Origin of the sequence: Pseudomonas sp. Tn43 (assembly GCF_014192635.1) — a bacterium.
Taxonomy (GTDB): domain Bacteria; phylum Pseudomonadota; class Gammaproteobacteria; order Pseudomonadales; family Pseudomonadaceae; genus Aquipseudomonas.
Genome location: NZ_JACHYG010000004.1, coordinates 284,796 through 299,022, shown reverse-complemented (window position 1 = coordinate 299,022; position 14,227 = coordinate 284,796). Strand labels below are relative to the sequence as shown.

The following is a 14,227-nucleotide window of genomic DNA, read 5'->3' as shown; positions in this document are numbered from 1 at the left end:
AAAGGATTCCACCATGCGCCAAGCGCTAGCTCTCTCGCTGGTCGCCCTTCTCTTGGGCGGTTGTGCCAGCGATCCTGCCGATCGTGATATCAGCGGCACCTGGATCAATCAGTCGGCGATCGATGCTGCATCCAAGGGCGGCCCCCTGCGCGAAGCGCTCCAGGCCTATGGTCCGAACCTGGAGTGGGACATCAACACCCGAGCCGGTCAGGCCCGCTACACCAATGGTTTTGAAAACGTCGAAGGCAAGTTGCTGGGCGAGGAGTCCGGCGCCTGGAAAGTCGACTTTTATGGCAGCTCCGCCAGCGAGCTGAAGCGTGACGGCAAGCAACTGAGCCAGGCCGCCAACGACAACGAGCCGGAGCAAGTCTTCGACCGTGCATCGGTCCCGGTACCCGAAGGCGCACCGATTGGCGCGAGTTTCGAGCGGGCACTGTATTCGGCTTACATGGGCGGCAGCTGGAAAATCGTCAGCGGCCCCGGCGAAGGCAACACCGTGAAATTCCAGGCCGATGGCCAGGTCGCCGGCCTGCCCGGTGCCGATCGTTATGCTCTGTGCCTGGCGGGCGATTGCGCATCAATGAGCGGCGGCAACGACAATATCTGGCTGCAGGTTAACGGCCAGGGCAACACCTGGATCTTTGCGCGCAAGGGCAACGAACTGGAGATTTTCCAGACCGTGAATACCGCACTGGCGGACGAGATGCCGCAGTTCACCCAGGGTGATCGCAAGTGGCTGCTGGAGAAACAGTAACCCGAATCTGAAGCCAACAGATAACCCTGTGGGAGCGGGCTTGCCCGCGATGGCGGTGTAACAGTCAACCTGGATGTTGAATGTTATGGCCTCATCGCGGGCAAGCCCGCTCCCACAGTTGTTGTGTGTAACTGGATTTCAGCAGCGGCCTTCGAGGATCGCGGCGTACCCTTCGCGGAAACTCGGATATTTCGGCTTCCAGCCCAACGCCTTCGCCCGAACATTGCTGCAGCGCTTGCTGCCGGCACGACGTACACTCGCATCCTCGGCCCATTCGGTCACGCCCAGATACTCACGCAACCAACCCACTACTTCAGCCAATGGCGCGGGCGCATCATCGACGCCGATGTAACAATCATCCAGCGCCACCCCACGCCGATCCGCCTCAAGCAGGAATGCCAGCAACCCCGCCGCGTCATCGACGTGAATGCGGTTGGCATATAACGGAGGATCGATGGCCACGCGATAGCCGCGACGGACCTGGGTCAGCAGCCACTCGCGGCCCGGACCATATATGCCGGTCAGGCGCACGATGCTGGCCGGGATGCCGCTATCGAGCGCCACCTGCTCGGCTTCGAGCATCAAACGACCCGAATAGCCGCCCGCCACCGTCGGCGAAGTCTCATCGATCCACTCACCGTTCTGCTGGCCGTAAACACTGCTGCTGGAAACGAACAGCAGTCGATCGGGTACTTGCCCATAGTCGCCCAGCCATTCCAGCACGTGCTGCAAACCCTGCACATAAGCGGCGCGGTAACCCGCCTCATCGTGATCGGTGGCCGCCGCGCAATACACCAGGTAATCCACCGCACCGATTGGCCAGGTCGCCGGGCAGTCTTTATTGAACAAGTCGCCGGCAACGCCGATCACGCCCTGTGGCAGACGTGAGACATCACGCCGCAAGCCGTGAACCTCCCACCCGCAAGCCAGCAATTGCGTAGCCAGACGACTGCCGACATCACCGCAGCCGGCGATCAAAACAGAAGGCGCGGACATCAGAAAACTCCCATCGGAAAGTCACAGACTAGCGCCGGCAAGGGACCTGGGGCTAGCAATGAAGGAAAAAAAAGATACTCTATTACTTTTGTTAACAAGAATTACTTGCAATAATGCCCACCACTTTTGTTCTCGGCCTCACGAGGCCTGGAAGAACATTTACCGTTTTTTTCCTTTCAGGTCCGGCCAGCATGACACCCAATCAATTCCCCGCTTCGCCAACCAAACGACCTCGCGCCTGGAGCGCGGTTGCCGCCCTGCTGCTCAGCCTGATGCTGGCACCGACCGCCGCCTTCGCCGATGCACAAGCGCCGGCCACCCAGCCTGCTGCCGCTCAAACACCCGCCGCGCCTGCTGTGGCACCTGCCGCGACCGATCCGGTCCAGGCCGTGGACGCCACTGACATGCCGGAAGTCCTCGAAGCCGACAACACGCTGGGCATGGCCCATGACTTGTCGCCATGGGGCATGTACCAGAACGCCGACATCATTGTGAAAATCGTGATGATCGGCCTGGCCATTGCCTCGATCATCACCTGGACCATCTGGATCGCCAAGGGCTTCGAGCTGATGGGCGCCAAGCGTCGTCTGCGCACTGAAATCACCCACCTGAAAAAAGCCACCACCCTTAAAGAAGCCAGCGCAACGGCAGGCAAGGAAGGCACCCTCGCCCACCTGCTGGTCCATGATGCACTGGAAGAAATGCGCCTGTCGGCCAACAGCCGCGAGAAAGAAGGCATCAAGGAACGCGTGAGCTTTCGTCTGGAGCGCCTCGTCGCTGCCTGCGGTCGCAACATGAGCAGCGGCACCGGCGTCCTCGCCACCATCGGTTCCACCGCGCCGTTCGTCGGTCTGTTCGGTACCGTGTGGGGCATCATGAACAGCTTCATCGGCATCGCCAAAACCCAGACCACCAACCTCGCCGTCGTGGCGCCCGGCATCGCCGAAGCCCTGCTAGCAACTGCGCTGGGCCTGGTTGCCGCGATTCCTGCGGTGGTCATCTACAACGTCTTCGCCCGCTCCATCGCCGGTTACAAGGCACAAGTGTCCGACGCCTCGGCAGAAGTACTGCTCCTGGTCAGCCGTGATCTCGACCACCTGCCGACCGAGCAGCGCAGCTCGCAACCGCACATGGTGAAAGTGGGGTAATCGGCCATGGGCCTGCATTTGAAAGAAGGCGCAGACGACGATCTGGCCGAGAACCACGAAATCAACGTCACGCCGTTCATCGACGTGATGCTGGTGCTGTTGATCATCTTCATGGTGGCCGCGCCGTTGGCCACCGTAGACATCAAGGTCGACCTGCCCGCCTCCACCGCCAAACCGGCGCCGCGGCCAGAGAAACCGGTGTTTCTCAGCGTGAAGGCTGACCAGCGCCTGTTCCTTGGCGAAGATGAGGTGAAGGCCGAAACCCTGGGCGCCACACTCGACGCCAAGACCCAAGGCAAGAAAGACACGACGATCTTCTTCCAGGCCGACAAAGGCGTGGACTACGGCGACCTGATGAGCGTGATGGACGCCCTGCGCGCCGCCGGCTACCTGAAGGTCGGCCTGGTCGGACTCGAGACGGCAGCCAAGAAATGATCAACACGCGCCAAAAGCTGACGCGTTACAGCGGGAGCCTGGCCGTGGTGCTGGGCGTTCATGCGCTGGCCATTGCGCTGGCGCTGAACTGGACGTCGCGCCCGCCGATCCAGCTGCCGCCGCAAGCGATGATGGTCGAGCTGGCGCCGGTTCCGGCCCCGCCACCGCCCGCACCGCCGAAAGTGATCACGCCGCCACAGCCACCGGCCCCGGTGGAAGAATTGCCGCTGCCGAAACTGGCTGAAGCACCGAAGGCCGAAATCGCCGTGCCGAAACAGGTCAAACCCAAGCCCAAGCCTCAACCGCCCAAGCCTGTGGAGAAAAAGCCGGAGCCGCCAAAGGAGAAACCCTCCGAGGAGAAACCGAGCGACGCGCAACCGACCCAGGCACCGACGGAGAAATCCGCTCAGCCAGCGCCTGGTCCATCACCGGCGCAGCAAGCGGCCAAAGCCAGCTGGCAAGGCACCCTGCTCGCGCACTTGGCCAAGTACAAAAAGTACCCGGCCAGTGCACAGGCGCGGGGCAAAGAAGGTTTGAACCGTCTGCGCTTCGTGGTGGATGCTGAAGGTAACGTGTTGTCGTTCGAACTGGTGAGCCGCTCCGGCAACGCCGATCTGGACCGGGCTACCCTGGAAATGATCCGCCGCGCCCAACCGCTGCCCAAGCCACCGGCTGACATGCTGAATAACGGCTCCATCGAAATCGTTGCACCGTTTGTTTACTCGCTGGAACGCCGACGCTAAAACGCAATACAAGACCCTGTGGGAGCGGGCTTGCCGGCGATAGCGATGTAACAGCCAACTAAGAGGTTGGATGTGATGGCCTCATCGCGGGCAAGCCCGCTCCCACAAGTACATCCCTTTTCAGAAAGATCCGCGATTGCTAAAAAGGCACCGAAAGGTGCCTTTTGCATATCTGGCAACGGCAAATCCGCATTGCCCAGTGTCACTCAGCACACTCAGTCTGATAACGTGCGTCTATCGATTGCAGCCGGTATGCTTGGCTCGCAACTTCATGGACGCCTGCTATGACTCTCACAGAATTACGCTACATCGTAACCCTCGCCCAAGAGCAGCACTTCGGCCACGCGGCCGAGCGTTGCCACGTCAGCCAGCCAACCCTGTCGGTGGGCGTGAAAAAGCTCGAAGACGAACTCGGTGTGCTGATTTTCGAGCGCAGCAAGAGCGCCGTGCGCCTGACTCCAGTCGGCGAAGGTATTGTCGCCCAGGCGCAGAAAGTCCTGGAGCAGGCCCAAGGCATCCGCGAATTGGCCCAAGCCGGCAAGAACCAGCTGACCGCGCCGCTGAAAGTCGGCGCAATCTATACCGTCGGCCCGTACCTGTTCCCGCACCTGATTCCACAACTGCACCGGGTCGCCCCGCAGATGCCGTTGTACATCGAAGAAAACTTCACCCACGTGCTGCGCGACAAACTGCGCAATGGCGAGCTCGACGCGATCATCATCGCCCTGCCGTTCAACGAAGCCGACGTGCTGACCTTGCAGCTCTACGACGAGCCGTTCTACGTGCTGATGCCGGCCCAGCATGCGTGGACGCAAAAAGAGTCCATCGACGCGGCCCTGCTCAACGACAAGAGCCTGCTGCTGCTAGGCGAAGGCCACTGCTTCCGCGATCAAGTGCTGGAAGCCTGCCCGACCTTGACCAAAGGCAACGATGGCGCCAAACACACCACGGTGGAATCCAGCTCGCTGGAAACCATTCGCCACATGGTCGCCTCCGGCCTGGGCATTTCGATCCTGCCGCTGTCGGCGGTGGACAGTCACCACTACGCTCCCGGCGTGATCGAAGTGCGCCCATTGAGCGCGCCCGTGCCGTTTCGCACCGTGGCCATCGCCTGGCGTGCGAGCTTTCCGCGGCCGAAGGCGATAGAAATTCTCGCCGACTCCATTCGCCTGTGCTCGGTGGCCAAGCCGCCAGCGCCGGTGGTGGCCGGTTAAGTCACAGCCATGACCGAGTTGTCGCAAGTGTCGGTGACGGCACTCAAGGGTGTCGGCGAAGCCATGGCCGAGAAACTGGCCAAGGTCGGCCTGGAAAACCTCCAGGACGTGCTGTTCCACCTGCCGCTGCGTTATCAGGACCGCACCCGCGTGGTCCCGATCGGCCATTTGCGACCTGGGCAAGATGCCGTGATCGAAGGCACCGTCAGCGGTGCCGACGTGGTCATGGGCCGACGCCGCAGCCTGGTTGTCCGCCTGCAGGACGGCACCGGCGGGCTCAGCCTGCGCTTTTATCATTTCAGCAACGCCCAGAAAGAAGGCCTCAAACGCGGCACGCGCATTCGCTGCTATGGCGAAGCGCGGCCCGGCGCCTCGGGACTGGAGATCTACCATCCGGAATACCGCGCCATCACGGGCGACGAGCCGCCGCCGGTGGATGAAACCCTGACCCCGGTCTACCCGCTCACCGAAGGCCTGACCCAACAGCGTTTGCGCCAGTTATGCATGCAAACCCTGACCTTGCTCGGCCCCAGCAGCCTGCCCGACTGGCTGCCGACCGAACTGGCTCGGGACTATCAACTGGCGCCGCTGGCCGATGCGATCCGTTACCTGCATCACCCGCCCGCCGATGCCGATGTCGACGAACTCGCCCTCGGTCATCACTGGGCCCAACACCGCTTGGCGTTCGAAGAGTTGTTGACCCATCAACTGTCCCAGCAGCGCCTGCGCGAAAGCATGCGTGCCCTGCGCGCGCCGGCGATGCCAAAAGCCACGAAGCTGCCTGCTCAGTATTTGGCCAACCTCGGTTTCACACCGACCGGCGCCCAGCAACGGGTCGGCAACGAAATCGCTTACGACCTCAGTCACCACGAGCCGATGCTACGGCTGATTCAGGGCGACGTCGGCGCCGGCAAAACCGTGGTCGCGGCCCTCGCCGCACTGCAGGCGCTGGAAGCCGGTTACCAAGTCGCACTGATGGCGCCCACAGAAATTCTCGCCGAGCAGCATTTCATTACCTTCAAGCGCTGGCTCGAACCGCTGGGCATTGAAGTCGCGTGGCTGGCTGGCAAGCTCAAAGGCAAAAACCGCGTCGCCGCGCTGGAGCAAATAGCCAACGGCACGCCAATGGTGGTCGGCACCCACGCGCTGTTTCAGGACGAGGTGCAATTCAAGAACCTGGCGCTGGCGATCATCGACGAACAACACCGCTTCGGCGTGCAGCAGCGTCTGGCATTGCGGCAGAAAGGCGTCGGCGGGCGGATGTGTCCGCACCAGTTGATCATGACCGCCACGCCGATCCCCCGGACGCTGGCCATGAGCGCCTACGCCGACCTCGACACCTCGATCCTCGACGAACTGCCTCCCGGTCGTACGCCCGTGAACACGGTGCTGGTCACCGACACCCGTCGCGTCGAAGTGATCGAGCGCGTGCGCGGCGCCTGTGCCGAAGGGCGTCAGGCTTATTGGGTGTGCACACTGATCGAAGAGTCGGAAGAGCTGACCTGCCAGGCCGCCGAAACCACTTTTGAAGACCTCACCGCCGCCCTTGGCGAGTTGAAAGTCGGTTTGATCCACGGCCGCATGAAGCCTGCCGAGAAGGCCGCGGTGATGGCCGAGTTCAAAATCGGCAACTTGCAACTGCTGGTCGCCACCACCGTGATCGAAGTCGGCGTCGACGTGCCCAACGCGAGCCTGATGATCATCGAAAACCCCGAACGCCTCGGCCTCGCGCAACTGCACCAATTGCGCGGCCGTGTCGGCCGGGGCAGCGCCGTCAGTCATTGCGTGCTGCTCTATCATCCGCCGCTGTCGCAGATCGGCCGTCAGCGCCTGGGCATCATGCGCGAAACCAACGACGGTTTTGTCATCGCCGAAAAAGACCTCGAACTGCGCGGCCCCGGCGAAATGCTCGGTACGCGCCAGACCGGTCTGCTGCAATTCAAGGTCGCCGACCTGATGCGCGACGCCGATTTACTGCCTGCCGTACGCGACGCCGCTCAGGCGCTGCTGGAACGTTGGCCCGATCACGTCAGCCCGTTGCTCGACCGCTGGCTACGCCACGGGCAGCAATACGGCCAAGTGTGAGCACTGTCGCAGTTTCTGGACCCTGGCGTTAAACAAGCTGGTTATACTCCTGCAATTGTTTGCAAACGGATACAGACCATGACAGAAGCTGCCCTCGCCCCCGAAACCCCGCACGCTCCGTCTGTTATTCGGCTGCTGCTCGGCAAGCTGGGCATCGCCTACGAAGAAGTCCTCGACCATCATGGCCTGAACGCCGCGCGTAAAGTACAAGCGGTTCTGCTGAACGATGCCGTCGGCGCGCTCATGGTGCTATTCCCCCAGAGCCAACTGCTGGACCTCAACCGCCTCGCCGAACTTACCGGCCGCCGATTGACCGCCGTATCCACCGACCGTCTGGTAAAAATGCTCGGCAAACACAGCCTGAGCCTGCTGCCCGGCCTGCCGGCGCTCACCAGTTCGCCGTGCCTGTATGAAGAAAGCCTGCTGCGTGAACCGACGTTGCTGATCAACTCGGGCGAGCCGGGCGTACTGCTGGAAATCTCCAGCGACGCTTTCAAAACCATGCTCACCAAGGCCAGCGCCGGCAATTTCGGCGAAGCCGTGAACCGCATCCGCCCCAACCTCGACCGCCCCGACGATGACCGCGAGGAAATCACCCAAGCCGTGCAAGCGTTCACCGCACGACGCATCCAGCAGCGCCTGGAAGAAACCATCGAGATTCCGCCGCTGGCCGAAACCGCGCAGAAAATCATCAAACTGCGCGTTGACCCCAACGCCACCATCGACGACATCACCGGCGTGGTGGAAACCGACCCGGCCCTGGCCGCACAAGTCGTCAGCTGGGCAGCGTCACCGTACTACGCCTCGCCGGGCAAGATTCGCTCAGTGGAAGACGCCATCGTCCGGGTGCTGGGTTTCGACTTGGTGATCAACCTGGCGTTGGGCCTGGCCCTGGGCAAAACCCTGAGCCTGCCCAAAGACCATCCGCAACACACCACGCCGTACTGGCAGCAATCGATCTACACCGCCGCCGTCATCGAAGGCCTGACCCGCGCCATGCCCCGCGCCCAGCGCCCGGAAGCCGGCCTGACCTACCTCGCCGGCCTGCTGCACAACTTCGGTTACTTGCTGCTGGCCCATGTGTTCCCGCCGCATTTCTCGCTGATCTGCCGCCACCTGGAAGTCAATCCGCACCTGTGCCACAGCTACGTGGAACAACACCTGCTGGGCATCAGCCGCGAACAGATCGGCGCATGGCTGATGCGCTTCTGGGACATGCCCGACGAACTGGCCACCGCCCTGCGCTTCCAGCACGACCCAAGCTACGACGGCGACTACGCCGAATACCCGAACCTCGTCTGCCTGGCCGTACGCCTGCTGCGTAGTCGCGGGATTGGGTCTGGGCCGGATGAAGACATCCCCGACGTCCTGCTGGAGCGCGTCGGCCTGACCCGCGACAAAGCCAACGACGTGGTCAGCAAGGTTCTGGAAGCAGAAGTGCTGCTGCGCGAACTGGCTTCGCAATTCAGCCAGGCCTGAAAACATCGCGGGCAAGCCACACTCCTACAGATCACCAAAACCCTGTAGGAGCGAGGCTTGCCCGCGAAGAATCCACCGCGATTTATCTGATCACCTCAAACCTGCGATCCTGGCGCTGCAAGGGCGCTACCTTCAGGAGAAACGTGCGCAGAAACATAGCGCATGAGTTTTAATCCGCTCAGCGACTTAGAGGCCGCACAGCCACTCGACGCCCGCGAGGCTTCTGAGTCGGATGGCTGAAGAGGCTGGCTAGCTCTCGAAAATCCCGCGAGCTACCTGAAAGACTTATGCCTTCGGCTTGGCCTTCTTCGGCTTCAAATACTTGGTCAACCCCTGAAACCACATCACCAACGCCGGGTTGCCCTTGATCTGAATCGACTTGTCCTGAATCCCGGTCATAAACGCCAACTGCTTGTTCTTCGCCTGCATCGTCGCAAAGCCATACGCCGCATCCTTGAACGCAATCGCAAACGCCGGCTCGGCATACACGCCCGACTTGCTGGTAATGCGCTGATCCTTCACAAAGAAATGCCGCGCCACTTTCCCGTCCAGGGTCTGTAGCTGAAACACCAATGCCTTGTCACCCAACTGCTGCTGAAACGCAGGATTAGTCCGACTGGCCTTACCCATCAACAAACCCAGCATCCACAGAAGAAAACGAAATTTCATGCGCACAGCCTCAAGAGAAAAGTGAACGGCCGGCGCAGTGTAGCGGCTTCAGGCCAGAACGCCACTCTCGGCTTGCGTTAGAAGAAGATGAACCGCTTTTCCAGCATGATGACCGCCAAGTCACGCTTTACCGCCTCAACCCTGATCGTTCCCACGCTCCCGCGTAGGAACGCATCCCATGACGCTCCGCGTCACACCCAACACCCGCCCTACACCTGAAGAAACACATTCTGTAGGAGCTGCCGAAGGCTGCGATCTTCTGATCTTGATGCCCTCAAACTTATCGGACATTTCCTTCAAAACGCCGGGCTGTCCATGAACTAGGCAGCTTGGTCCCTCATCGATAACCTCTGTTCGTCACCGCAAAATCGGTGACTCGGACGTGCAAGTCCGGTGGAGTACACATTCGGTTATGGCAATTCATCGAGCGTTTTCCTATGCTCGCGAATCGTTATGGCAGCTGTGTATGGGAGACCTCCGGGTCTGCCGGGTGACTCCACCGGTCTTGCACACCTATGCACAGCTGCCACCTCTTTCGAAGTGCACGCGAAATGGTGTCAGCTCCTTTAAATCATGGAGTAACACTTAATGATCAAGCCAACACCGAATCCTCCTGAAAACCCAGCCACATCCCCCTACGAATCCTTCGATTCCAGAAAACTCCACGAAGCCGCTGAACGCGCCCTCGACCACCATTTCGCCCCACCACCCAACGAAAAATCCAAGCGCAAAGGCAAGCTCTTCACCGTCTCCCCCGACATCGACACCGAAGCCCTCCTGGCCAACGCCTCGGAAGACTTGCTGTCCATCAGCGCCATCGCCGCCAACCTGGCCGACGACGTGGACGGTACACGGCGCTCCTTAGCCTTGGCGCTTAGCAGATTGGCGGATGGGGTCCGGTTGTTGGTGGAGCGAGCGCTGGATCACATTGATTCGCCGAATCCGGCGGAGTATCGGGCGAAGACGTAGCGAAATCGCGGAAAGAGAAAGGGGACGTTAAGCCCCCTTTCTTGATGACCCCTGGCTCACCACTGGCAGCCTGTCTCGGGTGGCGAGTCCATACTGATATCTTGCTCAAACGAATACTTCTTCCCGGATTTGTAATTCGTATAGGTCATCCCAGAGATCCGAGCCCCCTGACTGACCATCTCATACTCACCCGTCAGGGCACCCTCGGAAACTTCCACCCAAGTTGTCGTGAATTCATAGGGCCGATCCTCTGCCAGGATTTCTTGCTCGGTGCTTCGATGGACTAGAGAAATGGCCTTCTTCGACTTGCTATACCTAACCCCCGCGCCGCTCCATTGGGTGACCGAGTCGTAATAGGTTCTGAATTTCGAAATTGATGTTTTTGCCTTCCAGCGAACGGAAACAAGAAACCTGTGTTGTGATCTCACTGCGGGCCGTCAGCGGCAACACCAACAACAGCATTAAAAATAACCTCTTCATAAATCCCTCTGATCTCATTTTTTTGAAAACGATGACGTGCTCTCAGTAGCGCTTACCACATGCCTAAAGTGAAAAATCCGAGACCTCTGCAAGCCGCCAACATTGCCCACGAACAAACTGATACTCGAACACATAATCGGTATTCGGCTTCTGCAGGATCGCCGTAGCGTTGTTGCCCCGCTCTTCCTTGACGGTCAACGCAAGACCGTCGGCCTCTCGTTTCACGCGATCCGGGATGATTGGAAACTTGATCTGATCACCGCTGACGCTGCGCTTTTCCATCTCAGGCTCGGGATCTCCCGCCACGGTCGTGACCATTTTCAGCGGTTGTTGGACGAAGGCTTTCTGTACGTCTGCGCGTTCGGAGAAAGCTGAGAGGAACGTTGAAAAGTCGGTCGAGGGGCAAGAATCACTGGCCGCGTCACCATCGGCTTGCAGTGTCTTCTGACGGTTGCCCTGACCCAGTTTTGAATCCGCAATCATCTTTGCATCCAAGTCTGCCAAGCGCTTCTTAATGCTCGCCGCATCCTTGTAAGCACACTCGACTTCTACGTCATCTTCCAGATTTAGACCGTCGCGGCAGTTCTGCAACTCGGGGTCTGGCGGGTCACCGCGAAAAAACTGCAAGGATAAGTGATCGCCGTCCTTGAAGAGCGGCAGTTCCAGCACCGAATAGGAATCACCTTCGAAATGGCTGTGCGAAACTTTGTGCTTTGTTAAAACAAACATGGACCTCCCCGCTCGCTCAGGGAATTTGCGCTCGAAGAAGAACACCGAGGCAATTTGTTCGCCTTCGACCTTCCACACATAATTCAGCGAAGGCTTCACCGCATTCATGGGTGCGTAGAAAATTTCAGCATCAGGCACATGCACGCCCCCAACCTGACCTTTAAGGTTGTTCTTCAAAAAGAAGACCGTGATCTTTTGATCACCCAACGAAGCAACCACCGGCGGATGCAGCTCGCCGATGGTTTGTGGGTCACTTGCCGATGCCGGTTGAGCCGACAAACCGGCCATGCATCCGAGCGCAGCAATAAAACTTAAGAGCCTAGCCAACTCCACCCACTTCCCTATTGATCAATCTTCAAATGTTTACGCTGATGGTTTCACGCTGCCTCAGATGCGCCGCACTTCAGTTCTTTGATTTGCTCATTCTGAATCGGAATCACGCAAGCGAGGCGCTTCTCTCCGTCCCCACGAAGCTCGAACAAGCTGAGCGTCAGGTGTAAACCATCGGCAGCAAATGCATGATCCTCAAACAACGCACTGGCATAGCCATCCCAAAACGATTTGCCGTCAAAACTGCAAAACCGCTTGGAGGAAAGCACTCTCCAGCCGCCGTTAGGCGCCAGAATCTGAACCGTCAAACAAGGGCTGCCAAAGGTGCTGACATAACGCGCCACGACATCGCCGAAGCGCTGGGAGCCGGACAGGAACACCTTGTTGAGATCAACCACATTACCCGGCTCATCAGCGACGATAGTGTCCAGATAAGCCGCACGCTCCAGGCTCATTCTGGCCATGCAGTTGTTGATAGTCGTAACATGCAGTGCCACACCGGGCTCGCTTTCCGTGGATTCGAGCGGGCACGTGGTGTCGCGCAGCTTGATCCACGCGCGCTGGGCCTCTCTGGCCATCGCCATCAATGCCTTGCCCTGTTCAGGGTCTCGCCGCTGCTGAGACTCGAACCGCGCTAGCAGTTTCTTGTAACTAGCATTGAGCTGTGCGTCAGCTTCTTTGCGTGCCGCTTCCACGCACAGATCAATCTGCCAACTCACCGTGGTCTCTTTGCATTCGTCCTTGGCCATCGCGATGGAGGCAAACAGGCATCCAAAGGACAACGCGATACAGCGCACAAACATATTCAATTTTTCATTCCCTGAATTACAAATCGCTAACTACACGTTGCGGAATTTTCTGCGCCTTGCCGTCGGCGCTCATCGCGTCGCGGTATTGGCTGTAATAGCGCTGCGCTTCGTCTTTGCGACCAAGGCGCCACAGTGAATCGGCGATGTTCAACATCAACACTGTGCGTTTACCGACCGCCTCAACGCCTCGATAAAATTTTAGTGCAAGCGCATCGTTACCACCCTCGGCCAAGTAGAAACCCAAGTCATTGAACGCCTGAACATTACGCGCCGGGGGATGACACGCCATGTAGGACTCCGGACTCAAAAAGCTCAGGCTCCATTCGATGGATTCCGCACGGGACTGCGCCGGCTCGTCCACGACATGCCTCAACAAGTCCTTTGGGGGCTTCGTCTCCAGGACGGGATTGAACACTTCGCCGTCGTTGGAAACCCACTGATTGCCCACCCATTTACCGACACAAAAGCTGGCAGAACGCTCAGCGAGCACGCAACCGGTCTCCATCGAGATCACATCGCAATGCTGTTGCGACACCAGTTTTTCTTCACCACTCTCGACCGACAACATGCCGAAGCTCACCGGGTCGAGCAACAAGGTTTTCTTGTCAGGACTGAGCCAGTCGGAGTGCCCATCGGCGCCAACATCGGAGCCGAAGAGTGGGAAGGTTTTGCCGTTTGCGGTGAACCAGGCGGTCGCCGACTCCACACCGGGCATCGTCCATTTTGTCGCCCGAAACGTCACTGTGTGCCCGCCGACACCGACTATTGGCAGGTCTTCGGCAAAGGCACTGGCGGCAAACAGGCTGCCGAACATCAACACCCACTTAAGGCTGGCCATAAACGATCCTTTTCACTGCAGGGCTTTCCGATTGCAGTTGTCTCTTCGTGACGCCATAAGCCTCGATCAGCCCCTCCCAAGAACCTTTCGAACCAAACGACCGATAGCTATTGCTGTAGCTGTAATGCTCTAACCGGCCGGCCGTGGAGTAATACCCGCGCCACTCCGGGCAGGATCCGCACCCGCCATAACCGCCAATTGAAACCAGGCTGCCCTTGGTTCCTTTCACGCAATCCATCGCCACGACCACGTTACTCAACATCTTCGTCTTCGCACCGTCGGACGTGAGCTGTGAAACTTTGTCGATGTTGCGCCGAAGCATTTTGCCGCCGATGTTGATTGCTTGATCGGAGCAGACCGGGATTACGTGGGTTTCAGTTTCTTGCACCGTCACGGATCGGCAGGACGAAACCAATACCACTTCAACGCCGCCACACTGCATGACATCGCGTTGGGTGTAGGCATCCGAAGGAGCGGCGAAAGTTGGAAACGAGAGCAGCAGCGAAAGGCTGCCCGCGAGAAGACGCTGATTCATGGAAAATTCCCTTT

Annotated in this window: 14 protein-coding genes; 8 read left to right on the top strand and 6 right to left on the bottom strand. The window is 59.3% G+C overall.

The annotated features are described in order from the left end of the window. Window positions 1-13: 13 nt before the first annotated feature. Window positions 14-754: a hypothetical protein gene (locus FHW68_RS13030; protein WP_095633623.1), complete on the top strand. Its 741-nt coding sequence runs from the start codon at window positions 14-16 to the stop codon at window positions 752-754. 138 nt (window positions 755-892) lie between these two features. On the opposite strand, the gene FHW68_RS13025 is transcribed toward FHW68_RS13030, so the two are convergent. Next, the gene (locus FHW68_RS13025; protein WP_183680699.1) at window positions 893-1,750 is read right to left on the bottom strand and encodes an SDR family oxidoreductase; all 858 of its coding nucleotides are present in this window, start codon (window positions 1,748-1,750) and stop codon (window positions 893-895) included. A 191-nt stretch (window positions 1,751-1,941) separates the two neighbouring features. Between FHW68_RS13025 and exbB the strand changes: the two genes are divergently transcribed. From exbB to FHW68_RS12995, 6 genes are all read left to right on the top strand, one after another. Next, the gene (gene exbB / locus FHW68_RS13020; RefSeq protein WP_095633625.1) at window positions 1,942-2,898 is read left to right on the top strand and encodes a tonB-system energizer ExbB; all 957 of its coding nucleotides are present in this window, start codon (window positions 1,942-1,944) and stop codon (window positions 2,896-2,898) included. A 6-nt stretch (window positions 2,899-2,904) separates the two neighbouring features. Beyond that, window positions 2,905-3,333: a TonB system transport protein ExbD gene (gene exbD / locus FHW68_RS13015; protein ID WP_007894651.1), complete on the top strand. Its 429-nt coding sequence runs from the start codon at window positions 2,905-2,907 to the stop codon at window positions 3,331-3,333. Further along, window positions 3,330-4,076 (top strand): energy transducer TonB, encoded by a 747-nt coding sequence (locus tag FHW68_RS13010; RefSeq protein ID WP_095633626.1) that lies wholly within the window; start codon window positions 3,330-3,332, stop codon window positions 4,074-4,076. Before exbD ends, FHW68_RS13010 begins: the two co-directional genes overlap by 4 nt. A gap of 284 nt (window positions 4,077-4,360) precedes the next feature. Then, window positions 4,361-5,290 carry a hydrogen peroxide-inducible genes activator gene (locus FHW68_RS13005; protein WP_008073417.1) on the top strand — a complete coding sequence of 310 codons (930 nt, stop codon included), beginning with the start codon at window positions 4,361-4,363 and terminating at the stop codon, window positions 5,288-5,290. Between the two features lie 9 nt (window positions 5,291-5,299). Continuing rightward, window positions 5,300-7,375, top strand: coding sequence for an ATP-dependent DNA helicase RecG (gene recG / locus FHW68_RS13000; RefSeq protein ID WP_183680696.1), 2,076 nt, complete (start codon window positions 5,300-5,302; stop codon window positions 7,373-7,375). Between the two features lie 78 nt (window positions 7,376-7,453). Further along, complete coding sequence (locus tag FHW68_RS12995) at window positions 7,454-8,854, top strand: aminoacyl-tRNA deacylase and HDOD domain-containing protein (RefSeq protein ID WP_183680694.1); 1,401 nt, start codon at window positions 7,454-7,456, stop codon at window positions 8,852-8,854. Between the two features lie 285 nt (window positions 8,855-9,139). Here FHW68_RS12995 and FHW68_RS12990 read toward each other — a convergent pair whose 3' ends face one another. Further along, entirely contained in the window at window positions 9,140-9,523 is a 384-nt protein-coding gene (locus FHW68_RS12990; RefSeq protein WP_183680692.1) for an SCP2 sterol-binding domain-containing protein, read from the bottom strand. 588 nt (window positions 9,524-10,111) lie between these two features. Between FHW68_RS12990 and FHW68_RS12985 the strand changes: the two genes are divergently transcribed. Beyond that, a complete protein-coding gene (locus tag FHW68_RS12985) occupies window positions 10,112-10,492 on the top strand; it encodes a DUF6124 family protein (RefSeq protein WP_183680690.1) in 381 nt (126 codons plus the stop codon). 543 nt (window positions 10,493-11,035) lie between these two features. Here the strand turns inward: FHW68_RS12985 and FHW68_RS12980 are convergent. The 4 genes from FHW68_RS12980 to FHW68_RS12965 all read right to left on the bottom strand — a co-directional run bounded on the left by FHW68_RS12980 (window position 11,036) and on the right by FHW68_RS12965 (window position 14,213). Then, a complete protein-coding gene (locus FHW68_RS12980) occupies window positions 11,036-11,989 on the bottom strand; it encodes a hypothetical protein (RefSeq protein WP_183680688.1) in 954 nt (317 codons plus the stop codon). Window positions 11,990-12,078: 89 nt separating this feature from the next. After that, window positions 12,079-12,834 (bottom strand): lysozyme inhibitor LprI family protein, encoded by a 756-nt coding sequence (locus FHW68_RS12975; protein ID WP_183680981.1) that lies wholly within the window; start codon window positions 12,832-12,834, stop codon window positions 12,079-12,081. A 22-nt stretch (window positions 12,835-12,856) separates the two neighbouring features. Further along, window positions 12,857-13,678, bottom strand: a complete 822-nt coding sequence (locus FHW68_RS12970) for a type IV pilus biogenesis/stability protein PilW (protein WP_260296508.1) — start codon at window positions 13,676-13,678, stop codon at window positions 12,857-12,859. Then, window positions 13,665-14,213 (bottom strand): hypothetical protein, encoded by a 549-nt coding sequence (locus tag FHW68_RS12965; protein WP_183680686.1) that lies wholly within the window; start codon window positions 14,211-14,213, stop codon window positions 13,665-13,667. Before FHW68_RS12965 ends, FHW68_RS12970 begins: the two co-directional genes overlap by 14 nt. Between the last annotated feature and the right edge of the window lie 14 nt (window positions 14,214-14,227).

What these genes read in the sequence shown, in the direction of transcription:
- FHW68_RS13030 (WP_095633623.1), top strand. Translation starts at nt 14, where the DNA reads ATGCGCCAAGCGCTAGCTCTCTCGCTGGTCGCCCTTCTCTTGGGCGGT.
- FHW68_RS13025 (WP_183680699.1), bottom strand. Translation starts at nt 1,750, where the DNA reads ATGTCCGCGCCTTCTGTTTTGATCGCCGGCTGCGGTGATGTCGGCAGT.
- exbB (WP_095633625.1), top strand. Translation starts at nt 1,942, where the DNA reads ATGACACCCAATCAATTCCCCGCTTCGCCAACCAAACGACCTCGCGCC.
- exbD (WP_007894651.1), top strand. Translation starts at nt 2,905, where the DNA reads ATGGGCCTGCATTTGAAAGAAGGCGCAGACGACGATCTGGCCGAGAAC.
- FHW68_RS13010 (WP_095633626.1), top strand. Translation starts at nt 3,330, where the DNA reads ATGATCAACACGCGCCAAAAGCTGACGCGTTACAGCGGGAGCCTGGCC.
- FHW68_RS13005 (WP_008073417.1), top strand. Translation starts at nt 4,361, where the DNA reads ATGACTCTCACAGAATTACGCTACATCGTAACCCTCGCCCAAGAGCAG.
- recG (WP_183680696.1), top strand. Translation starts at nt 5,300, where the DNA reads ATGACCGAGTTGTCGCAAGTGTCGGTGACGGCACTCAAGGGTGTCGGC.
- FHW68_RS12995 (WP_183680694.1), top strand. Translation starts at nt 7,454, where the DNA reads ATGACAGAAGCTGCCCTCGCCCCCGAAACCCCGCACGCTCCGTCTGTT.
- FHW68_RS12990 (WP_183680692.1), bottom strand. Translation starts at nt 9,523, where the DNA reads ATGAAATTTCGTTTTCTTCTGTGGATGCTGGGTTTGTTGATGGGTAAG.
- FHW68_RS12985 (WP_183680690.1), top strand. Translation starts at nt 10,112, where the DNA reads ATGATCAAGCCAACACCGAATCCTCCTGAAAACCCAGCCACATCCCCC.
- FHW68_RS12980 (WP_183680688.1), bottom strand. Translation starts at nt 11,989, where the DNA reads ATGGCCGGTTTGTCGGCTCAACCGGCATCGGCAAGTGACCCACAAACC.
- FHW68_RS12975 (WP_183680981.1), bottom strand. Translation starts at nt 12,834, where the DNA reads ATGTTTGTGCGCTGTATCGCGTTGTCCTTTGGATGCCTGTTTGCCTCC.
- FHW68_RS12970 (WP_260296508.1), bottom strand. Translation starts at nt 13,678, where the DNA reads ATGGCCAGCCTTAAGTGGGTGTTGATGTTCGGCAGCCTGTTTGCCGCC.
- FHW68_RS12965 (WP_183680686.1), bottom strand. Translation starts at nt 14,213, where the DNA reads ATGAATCAGCGTCTTCTCGCGGGCAGCCTTTCGCTGCTGCTCTCGTTT.